We start from the raw sequence: 21,699 nt of genomic DNA, 5'->3' as shown, positions 1-21,699 counted from the left end.
TTGCTGGCGTGAGCCGGCCTGCTCACAGGCTGCGGCGACGCGGGTGCGTAAATCAAGCGAATAAGGTTTCATATCTTACCGTACGGAAAAACCCATAAAAGGATACACCGTTCACGAAACCGCTATAACAAGAACGTCCTGTCGAGCAGCGCGAGACATCTCGCGTGCAGTCGTAGGAGTAGTCACCCAACGACTGCACGCGAGATATCTCGCGCTGCTCGATATGACGTTCCAAAAAGGCAAAACACCTCCCAAAGCGCTATTACCCACACAGCTTAGCACAAAGTCGGTTAGAGCAGCGCGAGCTGTGCAACTCGCGCTGCCTTAACCGACAAGCATTCGACCGGCCCGAACGCCGCGGGCCACGCGCCCTACAGCGTTGCCGCTACTGCTCGGCCCATCGTGCCTATGGCCGCGCCAATCCCCCAATCACTCGTACCTTTGTCGTACGTATGAAAATAGGCATCTTCTTCGGCGGCCCGTCGCGTGAGCGGGAAATATCCTTTGCCGGCGGCCGCACGGTATATGATAACCTGGACAAGTCTCTGTTCCAGGCCGTACCCATCTTCGTGGATAGTCGCGGCAACTTCATTCTGCTTGACTGGCACTACATCTATAAAGGCACCATCCGCGACTTTTACCCGCCGGTGTCGGCCCTGCCCGAGTCGCAGCACAAGCTGCAGGTGTACCTCGAAAGCCTCGGCGAGCTGAGCATCCAGGAGCAGGACCGCATCATCGGCGAGGTAGGCCGGCGCGTGCTGCCCCACGAGCTGCGCGAGCTGCTGGACTTCGCCTTCCTGGCCCTGCACGGCCCCGGCGGCGAAGACGGCGCCATTCAGGGCCTGCTGGAGTGGTACGGCATCCCGTACTCCGGTTCGGGTATTTTGCCTTCGGCATTCGGCATCGATAAGATTGCCCAGAAAAAACTCCTCAAAGCCCTGAATCGGCCCACGCCGGAGTACCGGGTGCTGACGGCCGAGGACTGGGACGCGGCTGCCAGCCAGGGCGCTATGCTCGACTATCTGGTGCGGGAGCTAGGCTTACCGCTCGTATTTAAAGCGCCGCGCCAGGGCTCCAGCATCGGTATTTCCATTCTCCGCGAAGCCGACGCGGCCAAGTTCGGCGCGGCCGTAGAGCGGAGCCTGTTCCGCAAAACCGTGACCCGCGCCGAGTGGAGCCGCCTGGGCGAGCGGGACAAAATACTCTGGGTGCAGCAGCTGACCGACATTCGGGAAGGCATCGGCCTACCGGTGGTCTTGTCGGGCAAGAAGGCAGAATTGGGTAATACTACTTCGGCTGATTCGGGCATTATCTACCATCCCGAAGCGCTACTACAGGCCTTAGATGGGGCTTTTGAAACGGCCAACGCTGTGCTGCTGACCAACGTGGATGGCGAAGCGCAGGTGTTGGTCGAGTCGTTCGTGGCGGGGCGGGAGTTTTCGTGCATCGTAGTCGAAGACCCCAGCGGCAATCCGCTGGCCCTGCCGCCGACTGAGATTGTGAAGGGCGAGGAAATGTTCGACTACCGCTCGAAGTACCTGCCCGGCCTGAGCCGCAAAATCACGCCGATTGACCTGCCCGAAGCTGAAATTCAGCGCATTCGGGAGGCCTGTGAGGAGATGTTCCGTACCTTCGGCTTCCAGGTGTATGCCCGCATCGACGGCTTCCTGACCAAAGACAACCAGCTGTTTCTCAACGACCCGAACACTACCTCGGGCATGCTGCCGGCCTCGTTCTTCTTCCACCAGGCTGCCGAAATCGGCCTGAATCCGTCGCAGTTCCTCACCTTCCTGATTCGTACCTCGCTGGCGGCACGCCGCCGGGCCGGCATGCAGCCGGTGCGGCTGGGCGGGCTGTTACAGCAGCTCGATGCGGCGGTGGCTTCGCGCCGGCACGAGGAGCGCACCCGCACCAAAGTAGCCGTGATTATGGGTGGCTACTCGTCGGAGCGGCACATTTCGGTGGAAAGTGGCCGCAACATCTACGAGAAGCTCAGCTCCTCGGTGAAGTATGAGCCCGTGCCCGTGTTTCTGACCGGCAACAGCCAGGACTTTCGGCTCTACGTGCTGCCTATCAACGTGATGCTGAAGGATAACGCCGACGATATTCGGGAGAAAATAGAGCATGCCGAGGCGGGCCACGCCCTGCATCCGGTGCTGGAGCGCATCCGCCAGGAGGCCAGCACCATTACCAGCACCTACGCGGGCCAGGCCACGGCTCAGCCGCGTCACCTCACCTTTGCCGAGCTGGCCGAGGAAGTGGATGAGGTGTTTATTGCCCTGCACGGCCGCCCCGGCGAAGACGGCGCGCTGCAGCGGGAGCTGGAAAAGCTCGGCCTGCCCTACAATGGCTCGGGGGTGGAAAGCAGCAGCATCACCATCAATAAGTTTGAGACCAACCGCCGTCTGCGCGAAGCGGGCTTGCGCGTGGCCGAACACCGCATGGCCAACCGCCTGGAATGGGCCGCCGACGCGGAAATCTTCTACCGCAGCCTCGAAAGGCAGTTCCCGTATCCTTTCATCGCCAAGCCTGCGGATGACGGCTGCTCCTCGGCGGTGAAAAAAATCAAGAACCGCGCGGAGCTGGAAGCCTTCAGTCAGCTCATCTTCCGCGACCAGGAAGCGCTGCTGCCCGCGCCCGCCACGGTGCTGAGTCTGGGCTTCAAGGAGGAGTTTCCGCAGAAGGAGGCCTTCCTGGTAGAAACCCTGATTGCCCGCGACGGGGCCCGCCATTTCCTCGAAGTCACCGGCGGCTTGCTCACGCACTGGCAGGCTGATGGGACGCTGGCCATCGAAGTATTCGAAGCCTCGGAGGCCCTGGCGACGGGCGAAGTGCTGAGCCTGGAAGAGAAATTTCTGGCCGGCGAAGGCCAGAACATCACCCCGGCCCGCTACGCTCCTGAAGCTTCGGAGCGCCAGCGCATCTCCGACGAGGTAAAAGCGGAGTTGAAGCGCGTGGCCGAAGTACTCAACATTCAGGGCTACGCCCGTATCGACGCCTTCGTGCGGGTGCGCGAAACGGGGGCCGTGGAGGTCATTATTATCGAGGTGAACTCCCTGCCCGGTATGACGCCCGCCACCTGCATCTTCCACCAAACGGCCCTCAGCGGCTATACGCCCTACGATTTCATCGACCGGATTTTGGAGTTTGGCAAAGAGCGCAACGCCAGGCTGACGGCGGCTGGCTAGAAGCCAGAAACTATTCCAGTTCCCTTCCTTCGCTAAGGAGGGGTACCCGAAGGGCGGGGTGGTTGACCACGCCAGAACGATTTATAGAGCTAGTTCTACCAATCGTCCCACGATTGAACCACCCCTTGCCCCTCCTTGAAAAAAGGAGGGGAACTAGCTTTCTAGTTTCTTATCAGCTTCTGCCTCCAAGCTCCTACCTTTCGCTCTGCATTCCGGCTACCACTTCTAGTATTTTTTTCCCAAATGTCGTTTCTCAAATCTGATACGCCCATCGACGTCCTCAAGCACCTGCTGGTGATTGGGGCGGGAGGGGCTTTGTTGCTGTTTGGCTTTTTCTTCGTGTATCTGCCCATCACCACCAATCACGGCGAAACCATCGTGGTGCCCAAGATTACGGGCATGAAGCAGGAAGCACTGGAAGACTACCTCGACGAGCGGAATCTGCGCTTTTTTGTGGACGACAGCAGCTACAACCCTACCATTCCGCCCTTCACGGTGCTCACCCAGGACCCCGCGCCGGGCGAGCGGGTGAAGGAAGACCGCAAAATCTATATCTCGGTGAGTATGAAAAACCCGCCGGTTATTAAGATGCCCAAGCTGGTGGATGGCTCGGTGAAAAACGCCCAGATGATTCTGAAAAGCTATGATCTGGTGGTGGGCGAAATCCAGCTGGTGCCCGATCTGGCGCAAAACGCGGTGCTCAAGCAGCTGGTAGGCGGCAAGGAAATAGCGCCCGGCGCGCCCATTGCCAAGGGCACCCGCGTCGATCTGGTGGTCGGCGACGGCCAGGGCAACCAGGAATTTCCGGTACCCAACGTCGTGAATATGCCCCAGGATGAAGCCGCCACGCTGCTCGTGGGGCAGGGCCTGCAGGTGGGCGAAATCTTCTACCAGCCCGCCGAGGAAGGGCAGACCGATGGCAGCGTCGTGAAGCAGCGCCCCGTAGCCGCACCCGGCGCGACTATCCGCATGGGTCAGCTCGTGGACCTCTGGATTGCGGGCGACGCCCCACTCAAGTCGGTGCAGTAGCGGCTCTTTCGATACGTAGCCACGCAAAAGACCTTTCCGGACCAGCCGGGAAGGTCTTTTGCGTGGTGGCTGAACTCAACTGCGGCCAGTGGTCTTCTCAGGGTCAGGAACTTGAAATATTCTGACCGCTGCCCGCGTTTAGCTTACGTAACTTGCTTCTATGACCCGTTTATTCCGTCTAGCGTATTCCTTTTTGCTGGTTGCCGGCCTGCTGTCCCCGGCGGCCCAGGCGCAGAGTCTCGGCGTTTTGACCCACGACCCGAGCCGGGCTTCAACTCCGAACAGCCCGCCTGCCGCAGCCCGTACCACGGTGCTTTCGCTGCCCTTCTTCGACGATTTCTCGACTCAGCCGGAGGGCGCGCCCAGCGTGCAGCGCTGGACACTGGGCGGCGGCACCCTGGTCAACAACCGCTTCGTGCTGGCCCCTCCTTCGCGGGGCGCGGCTACGTTCGACGGCCTCAATGGCAAGGGCCAGCCCTATGGTAGCTTTTTCAGTGACACCGACACGCTTACCTCCCAACCCATCGACCTGAGCGGGCTGGCGGCTACCGACAACGTGTATCTGAGCTTTTTCTGGCAGGCGGGCAATATTTTCTCCGCTCCCACAGCCGCCAGCAGCTCGCGGCCGGTGTACATCCAGCTGGAGTTTCTGGGTAACGGTGGTCCCAACGACTGGCGGCCGATCTGGATGCAGCGCAGTCAGGGGCAGCGCACGGGCTTTCGGCAGCTGCTTTTTGCCGTGAACGAGGCCCGCTTTCTGCACGCCAAATTCCAATTCCGCTTTCATACCTCCGGCAACCAGTCGAACGTAGACAACGACGACGCCTGGAGCATCGACTACGTACGCCTGGACCGCAACCGCTCGGCCGCCGACTCCACCAACCGGGATATTGCCACCAGCCGGCCGCTGACCAGCTTGCTGAAACGCTACACGGCCATGCCCGTGTGGCAGTATAACGCCAGCCCCACGCCTGCCAACGAGCTGAACAACAGCATCAGCACCACCATCAACAACCTGGGACCGGGGCCGGCGGGTACGCCCGTCGACTGGCTGGGCACGCTGCAGGTGCTGCCCGGCGGCCCGGTGGCAACGACCGCCAAAACCGGCAAGTCACTGGACCCGCACACCCGCCAAACGCCGGTCACGGTAGATGCGCGCAGCCTGGCCATTCCGCTCACGCCCGAGGAAAAAACCATTCGCCACTCTATTTACCTGCTCACGGGCGAAACCGCTACTACCCCCACCGTGCGCAACGACACCATTTCGCGGCTTACTCAGCTCAGAAATTACTACGCCTACGACGACGGCACCCCGGAAGGCACGCTTAGCATCGAGCGGTTTTCGACGGGCGGCCTGCGCTACCGCGCCCTGCGCTTCGACCTGAACAAGCCCGACCAGGTGCGCAGCCTGCGCATCTACCCTATTTTGCCCGCAGCGGCGGGCCGCGTAATTACGGCCAGTGTGTGGGATGATGAGGGCGGCAAACCCACTGCCCAGCCTAAGGCCACCCAGAGCATCACGATTCCGGCGACGCTGCCAGCCGGCCAGCCGTTTATCGACATCATATTTGCCGCGCCGGTATCCGTTTCCGGTACTTTCTACGTGGGCTACGGGCACGGGCCGTTTGGCAATCAGGTGGTGCCGTTTGGCGTTGATCTGAACAACGCGCCACCCGAAGGCTACTTTCTGAGGAATACGTTCGGCGTTTGGGAAAATGCCTCCTTCGACTATTCCAGCGTGGGCGGCGCGCCCGCCGGCTCCATCATCATGCGCCCCGTCATGACGAACAACACCGCCGTAACTGCTACGGCCGATGCGCGCACGGCAGCGGCCTACTCCCTGTATCCGAACCCCAGCACTGGTCTGGTGCGGGTAGAAGGCCCGTACCAGCAAGCCACCGTGCTCGATGCGCTGGGCCGCGTGGCCTGGGCCCAGCCGACGGCCCAGCTCGGGCAGCCCGCCCTGGACCTAAGCCACCTGCCCGGCGGCTTGTACCTGGTGCAGCTCACGCTGCCCAACGGCCTGCTGGTTACCAAACGGCTAATGCTGGTCCGGTAGGCGGCGGCCGTTGTTTGGCCGAAATTGGCTATCGTTGCGGCCTCGACTCCTACTTGTCATCCACCCCTACTCTCACCTTATGAACGACATCACTCCTGCGGAGCTAAAGCAGCGTCAGGCCGCCGGCGAAAAGCCGATTATTCTGGACGTGCGCGAAACCTGGGAAAACGAAGAAGCCCGCATCGAAGGCAGCCAGAACATTCCTTTGGGCACTTTACCCGATAAAATCAGTGACCTGGAAGAGTTGAAAGACCAGGAAATCATCGTGCATTGCAAAGGCGGTGGCCGCTCGGCCTCGGCCAAGGCCCTGCTCATCCAGCACGGCTTCAGCAACGTGCGCAATCTGCTGGGCGGCTTCGGGGCGTATCAGCAGCTGTAAAAGGCCAATTCGTTTGCTGACTATTGCCGGTATTCCGCGACGCGGAGTACCGGCAGTTTATTTTCCGGAATACTACTCTCTCCTGGGCAGTGTGGACCGGAGCGTTCCCGGGGCGTTTTTTACACTTCTCCGGACGTGCTGCCGACCATTCTGCGTATCAAGCAGAGAGGAGAAGTCTCACGTGCCATGGTAAATAGCAGTACTACTGCACGCGAGATGCCTACCGCTGGTCGACAGGATGTTCCATCTTTTTGCTGTTCACGCTCCCCGATGGATATGTCGTGCGTTCGTTTTAAATTTAGTTGCACACAATTAAACATTGTGCAACTATACGCGTTATACTTGCACAACGAAATGAACAAGCCCAGCCAAAACCCTTCCGACGCATTGCTGAAGCTGGAAAACCAGCTGTGCTTCCCGCTCTACGCCGTGTCGCGGATGCTTACCAAAGCCTACCAGCCCTATCTACAATCCCTGGATCTGACTTATCCGCAGTATCTGGTGTTTTTGCTGCTCTGGGAGCATGACGAGCTGACGGTGAAGGAGCTGGGCGAGAAGCTGCTGCTCGATTCGGGCACGCTCACGCCGCTGCTCAAGCGCATGGAGCAGAAGCAGTGGCTCAGCCGCCGCCGCGACCCGCGCGACGAGCGGTCCGTGATTATCGGGCTGCTGCCGACGGGCCGGGCGCTGCGCGAGCAAGCCTGCCATATTCCCGAGCAGATGCTTACGCGCCTGGGCATGTCGGCAGCGGAGTTCGAAACGCTGCGGGCTCAGCTCAACACGCTTTTAACCCAGCTTTCCTGATTGGACAAGCTGTTTTTATTACTCCACACTTTTTCTTTTCTGATGAAAATCGAGAAAATCTTCACCGCTCAGGCCAAGGCCAAAGGTGGCCGCGACGGCCATGTTACGACCAATAATAACGTGCTGACCATTGACCTGAGCACGCCGAAAGAAATGGGCGGCCCCGGTAAAACCGGCGCTACCAACCCCGAGCAGCTTTTCGCCGCCGGCTACGCTGCTTGCTTCGAAGGTGCGCTGGGCGTAGCCGCCCGGCAGGCCAAAGTGCAGCTCCAGGAGGTAACGATAGAAGCCTTCATCGGCTTTGGCAAGGCAGAAGACGGGGGTTACGGCATTTCGGCCGACCTGCACATCAACCTGCCCGGCTTCGAGCAGGCCCAGGCCGAAGAGCTGGTAGAGGCCGCCCACGGCATTTGCCCCTATTCGCGGGCGACCAAAGGCAACATTGAAGTAACACTGAATACGACGACCAACGCGTAAGCAGCAGGTCGTGTACGCTTGCCTGTCATCCTGAGTTTGCGCAGAGACTTGGCTCCTCGGAACGAGTTGTTTCGCGACGCAGGAATTCCGCGTCGGCTCAGGATGATAGTTTTCGTTTCTATCCTTTTTCTGCTCTCTCTGCTATGAAAACACAAGCTATTCTGCTGGCCAGTCGTCCCAGCGGCCTGCCAACGGCCGCGCAATTCCGCTTCGAAACCCTCGACTTGCCGACGCCCGAGGCAGGTCAGGTACTGCTCAAAACCCTGTACGTTTCCGTGGACCCCTACATGCGCGGCCGTATGAACGCGGGCAAATCCTACGTGCCGCCGTTTGCCGTGGGCGAACCCCTGGCGGGCGGCGCGGTGGCCGAAGTGGTGGAGAGCCGCAACGAAGCCTTCCCGGCAGGCAGCGTGGTGGTGGGCAACTTACCCTGGCAGCACTACAGCCTCGCCGATGGCAAGAGCCTAAACCGCGTGCCGACCGACCAAGCACCGGTAAGCTACTTTCTGGGGCTGCTGGGCATGCCGGGGCTGACGGCCTACTTCGGCCTGCTCGATATCTGCCAGCCCAAAGCCGGCGAAACCGTAGTGGTATCGGGCGCGGCGGGGGCCGTGGGGATGGTAGTGGGGCAGCTGGCCAAGATTCAGGGGGCCCGCGTGGTGGGCACGGCCGGCTCCGATGAGAAGGTGGCTTACCTCAAACAGCTCGGCTTCGATGAAGCCATCAACTACAAAACAACGCCCGACATAGCCCAGGCCCTGGCCGCTGCGGCTCCTGCTGGCATCGACTGCTACTTCGACAACGTGGGCGGCCCCATCACCGACGCGGTGTATGGCTTGCTCAACAAGCACGCCCGCATTGCGCTTTGCGGGCAGATTTCGAGCTACAACGATGCCGTAGTGCCCACCGGGCCGCGCCCCGAGGGGAAGCTGCTCACCACCAGCGCCCGGCTGCAGGGCTTCATTGTCAGCGACTATTTCAGCCGCTGGCCCGAGGGCATAGCGAAGCTCACCGAATGGTATGGCGCGGGCCAGCTGCAGTTCGAGGAAACCATAACGGAGGGCTTCGACCAGATTCCGGCGGCTTTTCTGGGCCTGTTCAGCGGCGAGAATACTGGTAAGGCCATCGTGAAGGTGGCCTGAAGCCGGGCTCCTCTCCTGCTGCGGCCTGTAGCTGATTGTAGCACACAGCCAACCCGTGCGGCTTGCGTCGCGCGGCCCGAAAACCTTTAGTCCAAGACATGAAAAACTTCCAGTTTTATAATCCAGTCCGCATTCTGTTTGGCAAAGGCCAGATTGCCAGCGTGACCCAGCAGATTCCTGTCGGGGCCAAAGTGCTCGTCACCTATGGCGGGGGCAGCATCAGGCACAACGGCGTGTACGACCAGGTGAAGGCGGCGTTGCAAGGCTTTACGACCGTTGAGTTTGGTGGCATTGAGGCCAATCCGCACTACGAAACGCTGATGCGGGCCGTGGCGCTGGCCCGCACCGAGCAAATCGATTTTATACTGGCCGTGGGTGGTGGCTCGGTGCTCGACGGCACCAAGTTCATTGCCGCCGCCATACCGTTTGCCGGGGAAGACCCCTGGGATATTCTTAGCCGGAAGGCCAAAATTGCCAGCGCGGTGCCCTTTGGCGCGGTCCTGACGTTGCCCGCCACGGGTTCCGAAATGAACTCTGGCTCGGTCATCACCCGCGTATCGACGCAGGAAAAGCTGGCGTTCAGCTCGCCGCTTACTTTCCCCAAATTCTCGGTTCTGGACCCCGAAACCTGCTTTACGCTGCCCCCGCGCCAGATTGCCAACGGCATTGCCGATGCTTTCACCCACGTGCTGGAGCAGTACCTGACGTATTCCATTAATACGCCGCTGCAGGATCGGCTGGCCGAAGCCGTGCTGCTGACGCTGCTGGAGGAAGGCCCCAAAGTGCTGGCCAACCCCACGGATTACGACGCCATGGCCAACTTCATGTGGAGCGCCACCAACGCCCTGAACGGGACGTTGGCCGCCGGCGTAATCACCGACTGGAGCACGCACTACGTGGCCCACGAGCTGACGGCCCTGCACGGCATCGACCATGCCCGCACGCTGGCCATCGTGCTGCCCGCCATGCTGCGCTACCGCCGCGCGGGCAAGCTCCAGAAGCTGGTGCAGTACGGCCAGCGCGTCTGGAATATCACGACCGGCACCGATGAGGAGCGCGCCGAAGCCGCCGTGCAAGCTACCGTGCGCTTCTTTGAATCGTTGGACATCAAAACCCGGCTCTCAGATTACGAAGTTGGCCCCGATACCATTCAGCATATCGTGCAGCGCTTTACGGAGCGTGGCGTGAAAAACCTGGGCGAGCGGGCCGACCTGCAGATTGCCGACATCGAAAAAATCCTCACCCTTAGCCTCTAAACGCCATGCCAGATCAAGCTGCTATTTACTGCGTCGCCGCCGAATGGCTGGTGCAGCCCGACCACGTGGAAACGGTGCGCCGCCTGCTGCTGGAAGCCGCCGCTGCCGTGCGCCAGCACGAGCCCGGCAACTTGGTGTACACGGCTCACCAGTCGGCCGACGAGCCGGCGCGCTTCTTCATCTACGAGCAGTACGTCGACCAAGCCGCGCAGATAGCGCACCGGGCCGCCCCTCACTTTCAGGACTTGGTGCTGGGTCAGATAGTACCGCTGCTGGCCGAGCGCAAAACCACGTTTTACCGCTTGCTGCTCGCGTAGCGGGCTGATCATTCCCAACTGACTGATCTGCTGAGCGTAGCCGCTTTCATTCTCACTCTCTAACCGACTACCATGAATATTCTACTAGTAGTAACGTCCCACGACCAGCTGGGCAACACGGGGCATAAAACCGGCTTTTGGCTGGAGGAATTTGCCGCACCGTACTACGTTTTCAAAGACGCCGGCGCGACGCTGACCCTGGCCTCCCCCGCCGGTGGCCAGCCGCCCCTCGACCCTAAAAGCGACGAGCCCAGCGCGCAGACCGAAGCCACGGAGCGTTTCAAAAAGGACGCGGAAGCCCAAAAGGCCCTGGCCCACACCGTGAAGCTCGACACCATTGTGGCGGCCGACTACGACGCCGTATTTTACCCCGGCGGCCACGGTCCGCTCTGGGATTTGGCCGAGGATAAAACCTCCATTGCACTGATTGAAAACTTCTACGCTGCCGGCAAGCCCGTAGCGGCCGTGTGCCATGCGCCCGGCGTACTGCGCCACACCAAAGCCGCCAACGGCGAGCCGCTGGTGCAGGGCAAAAAAGTAGCAGGCTTCACCAACACCGAAGAAGCCGCCGTGCAGCTCACCGACATCGTGCCTTTCCTGGTGGAAGATATGCTGAAGCAAAACGGTGGCCACTACTCCAAAGGAGCCGACTGGCAGCCGTACGTAGTGACGGATGGCAACCTGATTACGGGCCAGAATCCGGCTTCTTCCGAGCCGGCGGCCCAAGAGCTGCTGAAGCTGCTGAAGAAATAATTCGGAAAGCGTTGCAATGCAAGCCGCCCCGGCTGCTCCTGTTTCAGGCGCGGCCGGGGCGTTTTTTTTCACGGTGAAGCTGTTTAGGAAGTCGCTCAAATCCACTGGAACGTCATGCTGAGCGCAGTCGAAGCATCTCGCGTGCAATGGCAATTTGATTACTACTGCACGCGACATGCTTCGACTTTGCTCAGCATGACCTTCGACATACTTCCTAAAAGCTTCAATCATTGCACAGCGGCACAGCATTAGAAAACCAATAAAAGCGTGTTTGGGAATTGTCATCCTTCATCTGGCGTCCGCTTGCCGAAGCACCTCTACCGCGCCGTTAGCAGCTTATGGCCGAAGCGGCAGAGATGCTTCGACTGCGTTGCGCTACGCGGACGCCGAATGAGCATGACGCAAACGGAGTTTTTGCCGATTCCCAAATCTGCCCTAAGCTCCAGCATATGAACTACCCCAGCCGCCCGTCCGGCGCATAGCGCAGCTCGCCTAGCTCCACCAGTTCCCGCAGTTGCTCGGTTACGGCTGTGGCTTGGCCGGGCGCGAAATGCGTCAGTACTTCGCGCGGCGTTTGGGGCGTGGCTTTTAGCATGTTGAGCAGCTGGCTCCGTAGCTCGGTAGCGGCCGGCGGGGTCTGGCGGGCTTTCTTCTCGGCCAGACAATAGTCACAGACCTTGCAGGCCGGGGCATCCAGTTCCCCGAAATATTCCAGCAAAAGTTGCTGCCGGCAGCGCCCCCCATCGGCGTAGCGAATCACCGATTCGGTTTTGTGCACGGCCAGCTCCCGGGCCTGATTCAGGCGCTTCTGATCCAGGGGCAGCTTGGCCGCGTCGTGGCGGCCGGTGGTAAACAGCGCCTGGGGCGACTCGTGCTTGGGTTGGTACTGAATGATGCCCGAGCGGTGCAAAAACAACAGCGTCTTGCGCACGTCTACCACGCTTACTTTCAGGTACTGGGCCAGGCTGTTCTCCGAAATCCGCTGGAAGCCCACAAACAGCTCGCCCCCATTGAAGCGCAGCAGGCTTTTAATAAGCTGGTCGTGCTGGGCATTGGCCACCTGAAACCGGTACAGATCGGTGTGGTTAATGGGAATGTGCACCCGCGCCGGATTGTTGACGGCCTCGTTCACCTGCACGAACCCTTCCCGCTCCAGCGTCCGGAGGCTGTTGTGCGCATCCAGCGCCTTGATGCGGTAGGTTTCGGCGAATTGCTGCAGGTCGAAGTCGAAGGCTACCAGCTCGCCGCCGCCCACGGCCGTGCGCGAGAAGTTAGCCAGCGCCTGGTATACGCGCCGCACCGTATCGAGGGGCGGAAAGGCCTGCTGGGTGCGGCGGCGCAGCTCATCAGCATCGTTGGGGCCGCGCAGCAGCACGGCAAAGGCATACTTCTCGTCGCGCCCGGCCCGGCCGGCTTCCTGGTAGTAGGCCTCCAGGTTATCGGGCGCATCGAGATGAACGACCAGGCGCACATCGGGCTTGTCGATGCCCATGCCGAAGGCGTTGGTAGCCACAATGCAGCGGGTACGGTTCTGCATCCAGTCCTGCTGGGTGCGGGTGCGCTGCTCCGAGGGCAGACCGGCGTGATACGGCGCGGCCTTCACGCCGGCCTGCTGCAGATAAGCGGCCGTATCCTCGGTTTGGCGGCGCGTGCGGGCATACACGATGCTGGTTTTCTCGGCGCCCACCCCGCGCACCACTTCCAGCAGCCGCTTGAGCTTGTCTTCCGTGGGCAGGGCCGAATACGACAAATTAGGCCGGGCGAAGCTCTGCAGAAATACCTGGTGACCAGCTCCGAAATGCAGCTTCTCCACAATATCCTGCCGCACCTGCTCGGTAGCGGTAGCCGTGAGGGCAATGCAGGGCACGCCCGGCAGCATTTCGCGCAGCTCGGCGATGCGCAGGTACGGGGGCCGGAAGTCGTAGCCCCACTGCGAAAGGCAATGGGCCTCATCCACGGCCAGTAAGCTCACCCGCATCTTCTTGACCCGGGCCTGAAACATATCCGTCAGCAGCCGCTCCGGCGACACGTACAGGAACTTCACCGGCCCATACACGCAGTTGTCGAGCGTCTGGTCGATTTCGGTGTGGCTCATGCCCGCGTACACGGCCTCGGCCTTGATGCCGCGCTTGCGCAGGTTTTCCACCTGGTCTTTCATTAGCGCAATCAGCGGCGAGACGACCAGGCACAAACCCGGCCGGGCCAGGGCCGGCACCTGAAAGCAGATGCTTTTGCCGCCACCCGTGGGCAGCAGCGCCAGCGCATCGTGCCCGGCCAGCACCGCTCGGATAATCTCCTCCTGCATCGGCCGAAAAGCCGTGTGGCCCCAGGTCTGGCGCAAAACCAGTAGAATATCGTCGGTAGGTAAAGACACGGAAACAGATAGAGTAAGCGGGCTACGAAGGTAGCGGGGCCGGGCCGGAAACGGAAGTAGCTGCTAGCCGTCATTTTTCCACTTGTTATCCTTCGCCAGGCGCATGCCGGCTGGGAGCAGCACAAGTGACGTGTGGAGCAGAACAAACGCAAAAAAGCCCGACTCCATACGGAACCGGGCTTTCGATGCATATTCTTTCGTGTAGCTTAGGCAGCTGCCGACTCACCGTTCTCACGGTCGTCGATAGCCTTGCGGAGCTTGGCAATGGCCTGCGAGGCGCGCTCCTCATCCAGACGGTTGATGTTCAGGAGCATCTTGGTCTTTTCCTGGCGAGTAATCACCGGGTGGTTGAGCAAACGGATAATCTCCTCTTTCTGCGCTGCCGTAGCATACGACACCGCCGGAGCTTCAGTCGATGCTGGTTCAGCCGGTACCGCTTTCATGGCGGCGGCTACCGGCGCCACCGGCGCTTCCTGAGGAGCTGGCATAGCGGCAACCACCTTCGCATCGGTCGTGTTGCCCGCATAGTCCATTTCCTCAGCCGGGGTAGGCTCGTAGCCTGCTGCCCGGATAATCCAAGCCAGGATGTTACGGTAGGCTTTGCCGATAGCCCGGGTCTGGGCCATGCTCATGATGGCAAACTCCTGGTAGAACTTCTTGCCGCTCTCCTTATTGGAGCAGATGGCGAAGCCCGCCCCCACCGTGTGACCCGACTTGAGGTCGAACAGCGTCACCTTGGCTTGATATTTTATTTCGGTTTCGGTCGAGACATTGATAACGTGGTCGACGATGGGCACGATGCCCAGGCGCGAGCCAGCGTACTGCCAGCCTTCCACGTTCACGAACTCCTTGCCCTGCACATTCGTGGTGAGCTTGTTGTCCTTGATAAACTTGGCCAAATCCTTGGCCAAATCCAGCGTCTCATCGGAGCGAGCAATATCGTAGCTCTCCACTTTGTTCTTGCGAACCTGATCTTTCGGGTTTTTGATGGCCTCAGTCATGGTCTTGTTGTTAATTCCCTGTAGTACGTTTTGTTGTTCTATTACCTAACTAATGCACGTAGTTTTTGGTGCAAGAAATGTGCATTTTTTTAGTAAATTTTATTGATGACTATCAGTTACTTACGAACAAATTAAAGATACCCTATTCCTAAACAGGTTAGCAGAATAGAAAACGTCTCAGATATTCGATCTGTTCCCTGTTCAGTCCTCTTATTTTGGCTGTCGATCCACTCGTGGGTTCGTACCCGCTACGCGGACCAAGCGCATACAAAAGCCCCGCCGGATACAAATCCGACGGGGCTCCTATACTTAAGGGAAGGAAGATCTGAACCGGTGGCTGTACACCGAAACGCCGCTTCGCGAAGCGGTGAGCGGCCCGGCCGGTCAGACGTTGCGCTACGGCAGGCCTAGCCTTCCCAGATGTTGCCGTCCTTCATGGTAATTTTACGGTCGGCCATTTCGGCTAGCTGGTCGTTGTGAGTCACGATAACGAAGGTCTGGCCCAGCTCTTTGCGCAGCAGAAAGAATATCTGGTGCAATTCGTGGGCGTTCTGCGAGTCGAGGTTGCCGCTGGGCTCATCAGCGAAGATGATTTCGGGCGAGTTGATCAGGGCGCGGGCTACGGCGGTGCGCTGCTGCTCGCCGCCGCTCATCTCCGAAGGCTTGTGGTCGGCGCGGCGCTCCAGGTTCAGCATCCCGAGCAGCTCGCGGGCCCGCACCCGGGTTTCCTTTTCCGAGCGCCCCGCCAGGTAGGCCGGCAGACACACGTTTTCGAGAGCCGTAAACTCGGGCAGCAAGTTGTGAAACTGGAAAATGAAGCCGATGTGCCGGTTGCGAAACTTGGCCAGATTGGAGCGCCCCAGCGAGCTGACCGAAGTGCCATCGAAGAGCACCTCCCCCGAATCCGGATTGTCGAGCGTACCCAGAATGTGCAGCAGGGTACTTTTTCCGGCTCCCGAGGAACCCACAATCGACACGATTTCCGATTTCTCAATCGTTAGATCAATGCCCCGGAGCACTTCCAGCGTGTTGTATTTCTTTCGAACGTTGATGGCCTGCAGCAAGGGAAAGCAGAATAGAATGAGCGCGGATTAAAAACAAATCTACGCAATGTCGGGAGTTGTCGGGTTTCAAATGCAGATTAGCCTGGGTTTGCCGACTCACTCCCGGCTCTGCTACGGATAAAACCCAAGCCGGGCCGCTTATAGCCCGTATTTCTTTTTCACCCGCTTCGCTTCTATCTTCTCATGGATGCCCTGTTTGTCTCGCGTCATCGGCTGTGGCTGTGGCCTGTCGCTACCTTTGGGCTGTTGCTGGCCCTGGTAGCGGCGTGGTGGCAATGGCCGCACTTTCCGGCCGCCTTGCCGCCGTTGCCGGCGGCGGCAAGGCCACTGGCCGAACGGCTCGCCGACGGCCGGTTTCGGGGCGTGAGCTGGGTCGCCGGCGACTCCGTAACCGCCGCCGATTTGGAGCCGCTCACCCGCGCCCACGTCACCTGGATTGTACAAACGCCCTTTGGCTGGCAGGCCGATGCGGCCCTGCCGGCCGTGCAACTCCACACCGGGGCCGGCACCCGCCGCCGTAGTCGGGACTACTGGGGCGAAACGGACTACGGCATTGCGCACACGGCCCAGCTAGCGCGGCAGCACGGCATCCAGACCTTGCTCAAACCCCATTTGTGGGTACGCGGGGCCGGCACCTGGCCCGGCAGCATTGCCATGCAGACGCCCGCCGACTGGCAAGCCTGGTTTGCCGCCTACACCACTTTTATCCTGCATTATGCCCAGCTGGCGGAAGAAAACCAGCTGGGCGGCCTGTGCATTGGCACGGAGCTGGAAAAAACGGTCGGCCACGAGCAGGAATGGCGGACTCTCATCAAGCAGGTGCGGAGCGTGTACCACGGCCCGCTAACATACGCGGCCAACTGGAGCGGCGAGTTTGAACAGATTCAGTTCTGGGACGCACTGGATTTCATCGGCGTTCAGGCGTATTTCCCACTGAGCAAAACCGCTGCCCCCACCAAAGCAGAACTGCTGGCCGCCTGGCAGCCGCACCGGGTGGCCATTGAGCGTGTACTGAAGAAATTCAAAAAGCCCGTGGTATTCACGGAGGCGGGCTACCGTAATACCGCCGATGCCGCTATTGCTCCCTGGACGTGGCCCGACCGCACGGCAGTGTTCATCACGCCCGATGAGCAGACACAAGCAGCCTGCTACGCTGCCCTCTTCGAGACTTTCTGGCCCCGTCGGTGGTTCAAAGGCCTATTTATCTGGAAGTGGTATCCCGGCCTAACCCCCGATGGCCCCGCCCGCCGCCACGCCGACTTCACGCCCCAGCACAAACCCGCCGAGCAGGTGATGGCGCAGTGGTTCGGGCGGTAGTGAGCAGGTAGTGTTACTATTTTTTCCTACTCTACAGCTACAATCGAACTATTGACTACCGAGCCAGTATACCCGACACGCGTAGGTGATAAAAGCGCGTTTTTCAGCCCTCCCGGCCCTATTACTGGGCGTTGCTCGCATGGAGAGCGAATAATGCCTACTTTCGTGGCCTAGAACACCACCCCGTCAACCCCCATTGAACTGACCCTCTATGAACATTCACGAGTATCAGGGTAAAGAAATCCTCAAAAGCTATGGCGTCCGCATTCAGGAAGGCCTGGTAGCCGACACGGCCGAAGAAGCCGTGGAAGCCGCTAAAAAGCTAACCGAGCAAACCGGCACCAGCTGGTATGTGATTAAGGCCCAGATTCATGCGGGCGGCCGCGGCAAAGGGGGCGGGGTGAAACTCGCCAAAAACCTGGAGCAGGTCAAAGAAATTGCTGGCCAGATCATCGGTATGCAGCTGGTAACCAAGCAAACTGGTGCCGAAGGCCGCAAAGTGAATAAAGTCCTGATAGCGCAGGATGTGTATTACCCCGGTGCTTCCGAGCCCAAGGAATATTACATGAGCGTGGTGCTCGACCGCACCTCAGGCCAGAATGTCATCATCTATACCACCGAGGGTGGCATGGACATCGAGGAAGTAGCCGAGGCGCATCCCGAGAAGATCCACAAGGAATACATCGACCCTCGTGTGGGCTTGCAGGGCTTCCAGGCCCGCAAAATTGCCTTCAACCTGGGCGTGGAAGGTGAGGCGTTCAAGGAAATGGTGAAGTTCGTGTCGGCGCTCTACAAGGCGTATGATGAGACGGACTCTTCGATGTTCGAAATCAACCCCGTGTTGAAAACGTCGGACAACAAGATCCTGGCCGTAGACGCCAAGGTTAGCCTCGACGAAAATGCCCTCTACCGCCACAAAGATTTCGTAGCCCTGCGCGACACCAACGAGGAAGATCCGTTGGAAGTAGAAGCTTCAGCGTCGAACCTGAACTATGTGAAGCTCGACGGCAACGTAGGCTGCATGGTAAACGGTGCCGGCCTGGCCATGGCTACGATGGACATCATTAAGCTCAGCGGCGGCGAGCCAGCCAACTTCCTCGACGTGGGGGGTGGAGCCAATGCCCAGACCGTAGAAGCCGGTTTTCGCATCATCCTGAAAGACCCGAACGTACAGGCTATCCTGATTAACATCTTCGGTGGCATCGTCCGCTGCGACCGGGTGGCCAATGGCGTAGTGGAAGCCTACAAGAACATCGGCGACATCCGTGTGCCGATTATCGTACGCCTGCAGGGTACCAATGCCGAAGAAGGTGCCCGCATCATCGACGAGAGCGGCCTGAAAGTATTCTCGGCCGTGTTGCTGAAGGACGCCGCCCAGAAAGTGAAGGAAGTATTGGCTTCGCAACAGGCGTAACCCGCTGTTATTTCCGCTACGGAAATGCTCAAAAAGCCCGCTCGACACATCGAGCGGGCTTTTTTACGCCACATGACCATGTAGTTATCATTCTATTTAAACATGGTTAATAACAAAATTATAGTGTTATTGCGCTATGGATTAGCAAAAACCTACAAGTTTATTTCACGTTAGAACCCTGCCTCCCACTCCCGTACTACCTCCTACTTGCATACACTCTTACGCATGATTTATAAGGCAATTACCGGATTTGCGCTGTTAGCGGCTTTAACTGGCCCTACTCTGGTAGCCACCGCGCAGCCCTCATCTGGCAAAGCGCTGGAGTTTGCTCTTGCTCCCGACGATGCGCCCTGTTTGTTTCAATACAGTGCCGCTGATGAAGCGTACTTGGTAACATTGCGCGAAAACTACGCTCTGACCGATATTGTAGCCGGCAAGACTACTGATCTGGAAAAAGCCCGGACGCTCTGCACCTGGGTCCACAACCGCTGGGTGCACGACGGGCATGTGCGGGCTAAAAAACCCGATCCGCTCTCTATTCTCAAAGAAGCCGACCTGGGCAGCAATTTTCAATGCATCGAGTATAGCATCGTACTCAGTGGAGCATTGGCGGCCTTGGGCATGCCGGCGCGGGCAGTCTATCTGAAGACGGCCGACGCGGAAACCCGCCGCGAAGGTGCCGGCCACGCCGTGACGGAAGTGTGGCTGCGCGACCAGCAGAAATGGGCTATGCTGGACGGCCAATGGGATGCCGTACCCTTGCTCAATAACAAGCCCATTAACGTCGTTGAACTACAGAAAGCCCTAGCTACCAATGCCCCAGGATTACGCATCGAAACGGCTTCCAACACGCGGGCCAAGACGTATTTCAATTGGGTAAGCCCCTACCTTTACTACTTTGATACGGTGCTCGATAACCGCTTTGGCATCAAAACGCAGCCCACCGGCGTGATGCTGGTCCCGCTGGGAGCTAAGTGTCCCACCGTATTTCAGCGTGATACCCCAATCCGCCGTATGCGCTACACCAATTCGGTCACTACCTTCTACCCGCGGCCGGTGGAGATGCTCAGCGGAGAAGCCAATAAGCCGAGTTTGCATGATGTAGGACGAGCCTACTAACTGTCATGTACAGTCTATGAGAAAGCCTCCGCCAAGTGCTAGCGGAGGCTTTCTTATGCTTAAAGAAAAAGGGAAACGCTAGGCATTATCGGCGGCCACGACAGCCGGCTGCCCGGCTACTTTCAACTCCACTTCCATATTTCCGCGCGTGCCCACCGAGTATGGGCAAATCTGGTGCGCTTTGTTTACCATATCAGTTGCCGTCTGCTGGTCCATCCCTTTCAGATCTACGTCCAGAACTGCGCTTAGGCCGTAGCCTTCGCCTTCCTGAAATAGAGTAACAGAGCACTGTACGGTGCTTTCAGGGTCAAATTTTTGGTTTTCACGGCCGGCAATAACAATCAGGGCCTGCTGGAAACAGGAGGCATAGCCAGCCGCGAAGAGTTGCTCAGGGTTGGTAGCACCTTGCTTGCCGCCCAGCCCTTCGGGCACCGACATGGTCATGTCAATAACTTTGTCGGAAGAGCGCACGTGGCCACTACGGCCGCCGGTAGCCGTTGCATCGGCCGTATACAAATTCTTTTTCATGATGGGTGTTGGTTGGTCGAGTAATCGGTTGTGTATCTGACTTAACTAGCTTAAGTCAGTTTTGGTTACTTCCGTTTTCGTCGGTTTTTGCCGGAATCAGTGTCGGCAAATGCGCATCCGGTTTGGCAGCGCGTGTTTTTCTGGCTACTTTTGCCCCATATCTGTTCCGTACTGGTCGCGTCGTACAACGGATAGTATGAGAGTTTCCGAAGCTCTTGATCTAGGTTCGATTCCTAGCGCGACCACCAAAAATGCCCTCACGGTATCGTGAGGGTATTTTTTATTTAGTCAGTGGCAGTTTGAGTGGCAGTCTTATCCGATTTGCCTCATATCTGGCGGCAAATCTGCCTGCGGCAACGGTCGTTTTCGCCCAAGCAGGTGATGAAAATTGTACCACCGCCCATTAATTTTATGCTATCTACTTCGGTAGTGCAGCTGCTTGCTGTGGTACGTCCGAAACTTGGCACCCTGCGCTACCTGGTAGAGGGGACTGGCCACTACACACGCGGGTGTGCTCACACTGGGGCTGTCTGCTACTTGCGTCGCCCCCCAGTGATCCAGCACAATACCGGGTACTGCGCCGATATGGCTTATGTCCAGTTGCTGGATGGCCTTGGGTTCGGGTGCCGGCCGCGGACTGGCGGCTGCAGTACTCCCGAGCAAGAGGGCGGCTCCAATGAAGCCAACAAGAAAACGTTTCATAAAATGGGGGTTAGAAAATGAAGTGAGGTCCGAAGTACCTTCCCTTTGCCACCCCCAAAAGGGACACGAAAAAGCCCCGCTACTCGGCGGGGCTTGCTTCTTTGGCGAGATACTTTGCCACCGTGCTGGGCGAAATACTCATAGCCTTCGCTATCTGCTGGTTCGACATACCGACACTCTTCAACGACCTCACCTGCTCAACCACTTTGGTATCGATAACCGGAGCCCCGAGCTTGTGCCCTTGGCCACGGTACGCACCAGCCCTGCTTTCACCCGCTCACCCTGCCGCACCTTCTCCTGCTTGGCCAGCGTAGCCAGCAGCGAAACGAGGGCATCCTTGAAAATGCCAGTCAAGTCCAAATATTACTCGGTGTAGGACTTATAGCTCACCCCACACGACTCCAGTTGGTTGAGGTAGGTGAGCGTGGCCAGCGCACCCTCGCGGCTGAAGCGGTCCAAGCTCCAGAAGAACACGAAGTCAAACTTGCGCTTGTGCGCGTCGGCAAACATGTCTCGTCCGGCTAGGGCTATGTCTCGTCCGGCTAGGGCTATACATCACTCAGTTGATGTATGACCGAAACCGAGCGGCCCCCACGCCGGGCCAAAAATGAGAATTATGCTATTGCCTTCCGCCAGGAGGCCGTGCGGGTAGTCGAATCCGGATTGTCGCAGCGCGAAGTGATTCAGCGCCTGGGCATCAACCACGCGTCGCTGCAGGCGTGGCTGAAACAGTACGGCACAGCCGTATATGCCCAGATGCGCCGCAAACTGTTCAC

Annotated in this window: 21 protein-coding genes and 1 tRNA gene; 15 read left to right on the top strand and 7 right to left on the bottom strand. The window is 59.0% G+C overall.

Annotated elements, in window-relative coordinates:
- Positions 1-452 precede the first annotated feature (452 nt).
- The 10 genes from E5J99_RS19305 to E5J99_RS19260 all read left to right on the top strand — a co-directional run bounded on the left by E5J99_RS19305 (position 453) and on the right by E5J99_RS19260 (position 11,404).
- Entirely contained in the window at positions 453-3,188 is a 2,736-nt protein-coding gene (locus E5J99_RS19305; RefSeq protein ID WP_135499453.1) for a D-alanine--D-alanine ligase family protein, read from the top strand.
- A gap of 243 nt (positions 3,189-3,431) precedes the next feature.
- A complete protein-coding gene (locus E5J99_RS19300; RefSeq protein ID WP_135499452.1) occupies positions 3,432-4,217 on the top strand; it encodes a PASTA domain-containing protein in 786 nt (261 codons plus the stop codon).
- Positions 4,218-4,377: 160 nt separating this feature from the next.
- Positions 4,378-6,276 carry a T9SS type A sorting domain-containing protein gene (locus tag E5J99_RS19295; RefSeq protein ID WP_135499451.1) on the top strand — a complete coding sequence of 633 codons (1,899 nt, stop codon included), beginning with the start codon at positions 4,378-4,380 and terminating at the stop codon, positions 6,274-6,276.
- A 79-nt stretch (positions 6,277-6,355) separates the two neighbouring features.
- On the top strand, positions 6,356-6,655 hold the full coding sequence (locus E5J99_RS19290) for a rhodanese-like domain-containing protein (protein WP_135499450.1): 300 nt from the start codon (positions 6,356-6,358) through the stop codon (positions 6,653-6,655).
- A 354-nt stretch (positions 6,656-7,009) separates the two neighbouring features.
- Positions 7,010-7,459 (top strand): MarR family winged helix-turn-helix transcriptional regulator, encoded by a 450-nt coding sequence (locus E5J99_RS19285; protein WP_135499449.1) that lies wholly within the window; start codon positions 7,010-7,012, stop codon positions 7,457-7,459.
- A 42-nt stretch (positions 7,460-7,501) separates the two neighbouring features.
- A complete protein-coding gene (locus tag E5J99_RS19280; protein ID WP_317128839.1) occupies positions 7,502-7,936 on the top strand; it encodes an organic hydroperoxide resistance protein in 435 nt (144 codons plus the stop codon).
- A 143-nt stretch (positions 7,937-8,079) separates the two neighbouring features.
- Entirely contained in the window at positions 8,080-9,078 is a 999-nt protein-coding gene (locus E5J99_RS19275) for an NADP-dependent oxidoreductase (protein ID WP_135499448.1), read from the top strand.
- Positions 9,079-9,176: 98 nt separating this feature from the next.
- On the top strand, positions 9,177-10,334 hold the full coding sequence (locus E5J99_RS19270) for an iron-containing alcohol dehydrogenase (RefSeq protein ID WP_135499447.1): 1,158 nt from the start codon (positions 9,177-9,179) through the stop codon (positions 10,332-10,334).
- Positions 10,335-10,339: 5 nt separating this feature from the next.
- Positions 10,340-10,651: a putative quinol monooxygenase gene (locus tag E5J99_RS19265; protein ID WP_135499446.1), complete on the top strand. Its 312-nt coding sequence runs from the start codon at positions 10,340-10,342 to the stop codon at positions 10,649-10,651.
- Positions 10,652-10,723: 72 nt separating this feature from the next.
- Positions 10,724-11,404 (top strand): type 1 glutamine amidotransferase domain-containing protein, encoded by a 681-nt coding sequence (locus E5J99_RS19260; protein WP_135499445.1) that lies wholly within the window; start codon positions 10,724-10,726, stop codon positions 11,402-11,404.
- A 454-nt stretch (positions 11,405-11,858) separates the two neighbouring features.
- Here E5J99_RS19260 and E5J99_RS19255 read toward each other — a convergent pair whose 3' ends face one another.
- The 3 genes from E5J99_RS19255 to E5J99_RS19245 form a co-directional block, all read right to left on the bottom strand.
- Positions 11,859-13,778, bottom strand: coding sequence for a RecQ family ATP-dependent DNA helicase (locus tag E5J99_RS19255; RefSeq protein WP_245319118.1), 1,920 nt, complete (start codon positions 13,776-13,778; stop codon positions 11,859-11,861).
- Between the two features lie 206 nt (positions 13,779-13,984).
- Positions 13,985-14,779, bottom strand: a complete 795-nt coding sequence (locus E5J99_RS19250; protein ID WP_135499444.1) for a hypothetical protein — start codon at positions 14,777-14,779, stop codon at positions 13,985-13,987.
- 407 nt (positions 14,780-15,186) lie between these two features.
- Positions 15,187-15,843 carry an ABC transporter ATP-binding protein gene (locus tag E5J99_RS19245; RefSeq protein WP_135499443.1) on the bottom strand — a complete coding sequence of 219 codons (657 nt, stop codon included), beginning with the start codon at positions 15,841-15,843 and terminating at the stop codon, positions 15,187-15,189.
- 183 nt (positions 15,844-16,026) lie between these two features.
- Between E5J99_RS19245 and E5J99_RS19240 the strand changes: the two genes are divergently transcribed.
- The 3 genes from E5J99_RS19240 (at position 16,027) to E5J99_RS19230 (ending at position 19,693) form a co-directional block, all read left to right on the top strand.
- Positions 16,027-17,160: a glycoside hydrolase family 113 gene (locus tag E5J99_RS19240; protein WP_135499442.1), complete on the top strand. Its 1,134-nt coding sequence runs from the start codon at positions 16,027-16,029 to the stop codon at positions 17,158-17,160.
- A gap of 211 nt (positions 17,161-17,371) precedes the next feature.
- A complete protein-coding gene (gene sucC, locus E5J99_RS19235) occupies positions 17,372-18,574 on the top strand; it encodes an ADP-forming succinate--CoA ligase subunit beta (protein ID WP_135499441.1) in 1,203 nt (400 codons plus the stop codon).
- Positions 18,575-18,799: 225 nt separating this feature from the next.
- Entirely contained in the window at positions 18,800-19,693 is an 894-nt protein-coding gene (locus tag E5J99_RS19230) for a transglutaminase-like domain-containing protein (RefSeq protein ID WP_167852241.1), read from the top strand.
- Positions 19,694-19,771: 78 nt separating this feature from the next.
- Here the strand turns inward: E5J99_RS19230 and E5J99_RS19225 are convergent, their stop codons facing one another.
- Complete coding sequence (locus E5J99_RS19225; protein WP_135499439.1) at positions 19,772-20,221, bottom strand: organic hydroperoxide resistance protein; 450 nt, start codon at positions 20,219-20,221, stop codon at positions 19,772-19,774.
- 173 nt (positions 20,222-20,394) lie between these two features.
- On the opposite strand from E5J99_RS19225, the gene E5J99_RS19220 reads away from it, so the two are divergent.
- Positions 20,395-20,469, top strand: a tRNA-Arg gene (locus tag E5J99_RS19220).
- A 533-nt stretch (positions 20,470-21,002) separates the two neighbouring features.
- Here the strand turns inward: E5J99_RS19220 and E5J99_RS22330 are convergent.
- The 3 genes from E5J99_RS22330 to E5J99_RS19210 are packed head-to-tail and all read right to left on the bottom strand — an operon-like array spanning position 21,003 to position 21,433.
- Entirely contained in the window at positions 21,003-21,092 is a 90-nt protein-coding gene (locus tag E5J99_RS22330; protein WP_135499438.1) for a hypothetical protein, read from the bottom strand.
- Positions 21,093-21,112: 20 nt separating this feature from the next.
- Positions 21,113-21,277 carry a hypothetical protein gene (locus E5J99_RS21440; protein ID WP_167852240.1) on the bottom strand — a complete coding sequence of 55 codons (165 nt, stop codon included), beginning with the start codon at positions 21,275-21,277 and terminating at the stop codon, positions 21,113-21,115.
- Positions 21,278-21,286: 9 nt separating this feature from the next.
- Positions 21,287-21,433, bottom strand: coding sequence for a recombinase family protein (locus E5J99_RS19210; protein ID WP_135499437.1), 147 nt, complete (start codon positions 21,431-21,433; stop codon positions 21,287-21,289).
- 60 nt (positions 21,434-21,493) lie between these two features.
- Here E5J99_RS19210 and E5J99_RS19205 point away from each other — a divergent pair.
- Positions 21,494-21,699 (top strand): transposase (locus E5J99_RS19205; RefSeq protein ID WP_167852239.1); only part of this gene is annotated, 206 nt, incomplete at its 3' end.

The organism is Hymenobacter elongatus, assembly GCF_004745955.1.
Classification (GTDB): Bacteria; Bacteroidota; Bacteroidia; order Cytophagales; family Hymenobacteraceae; genus Hymenobacter; species Hymenobacter elongatus.
This window is presented reverse-complemented; position numbering and strand designations above follow the sequence as displayed.

Bases quoted from the DNA above. Each gene is read 5' to 3' on its own strand.
- E5J99_RS19275 (WP_135499448.1), top strand. From the start codon at position 8,080: ATGAAAACACAAGCTATTCTGCTGGCCAGTCGTCCCAGCGGCCTGCCA.
- sucC (WP_135499441.1), top strand. From the start codon at position 17,372: ATGAACATTCACGAGTATCAGGGTAAAGAAATCCTCAAAAGCTATGGC.
- E5J99_RS19230 (WP_167852241.1), top strand. From the start codon at position 18,800: ATGATTTATAAGGCAATTACCGGATTTGCGCTGTTAGCGGCTTTAACT.
- E5J99_RS19210 (WP_135499437.1), bottom strand. From the start codon at position 21,433: ATGTTTGCCGACGCGCACAAGCGCAAGTTTGACTTCGTGTTCTTCTGG.
- E5J99_RS19280 (WP_317128839.1), top strand. From the start codon at position 7,502: ATGAAAATCGAGAAAATCTTCACCGCTCAGGCCAAGGCCAAAGGTGGC.
- E5J99_RS19290 (WP_135499450.1), top strand. From the start codon at position 6,356: ATGAACGACATCACTCCTGCGGAGCTAAAGCAGCGTCAGGCCGCCGGC.
- E5J99_RS19285 (WP_135499449.1), top strand. From the start codon at position 7,010: ATGAACAAGCCCAGCCAAAACCCTTCCGACGCATTGCTGAAGCTGGAA.
- E5J99_RS19225 (WP_135499439.1), bottom strand. From the start codon at position 20,221: ATGAAAAAGAATTTGTATACGGCCGATGCAACGGCTACCGGCGGCCGT.
- E5J99_RS19295 (WP_135499451.1), top strand. From the start codon at position 4,378: ATGACCCGTTTATTCCGTCTAGCGTATTCCTTTTTGCTGGTTGCCGGC.
- E5J99_RS19240 (WP_135499442.1), top strand. From the start codon at position 16,027: ATGGATGCCCTGTTTGTCTCGCGTCATCGGCTGTGGCTGTGGCCTGTC.
- E5J99_RS19300 (WP_135499452.1), top strand. From the start codon at position 3,432: ATGTCGTTTCTCAAATCTGATACGCCCATCGACGTCCTCAAGCACCTG.
- E5J99_RS19260 (WP_135499445.1), top strand. From the start codon at position 10,724: ATGAATATTCTACTAGTAGTAACGTCCCACGACCAGCTGGGCAACACG.
- E5J99_RS19265 (WP_135499446.1), top strand. From the start codon at position 10,340: ATGCCAGATCAAGCTGCTATTTACTGCGTCGCCGCCGAATGGCTGGTG.
- E5J99_RS19305 (WP_135499453.1), top strand. From the start codon at position 453: ATGAAAATAGGCATCTTCTTCGGCGGCCCGTCGCGTGAGCGGGAAATA.
- E5J99_RS19270 (WP_135499447.1), top strand. From the start codon at position 9,177: ATGAAAAACTTCCAGTTTTATAATCCAGTCCGCATTCTGTTTGGCAAA.
- E5J99_RS19250 (WP_135499444.1), bottom strand. From the start codon at position 14,779: ATGACTGAGGCCATCAAAAACCCGAAAGATCAGGTTCGCAAGAACAAA.
- E5J99_RS22330 (WP_135499438.1), bottom strand. From the start codon at position 21,092: ATGTCGAACCAGCAGATAGCGAAGGCTATGAGTATTTCGCCCAGCACG.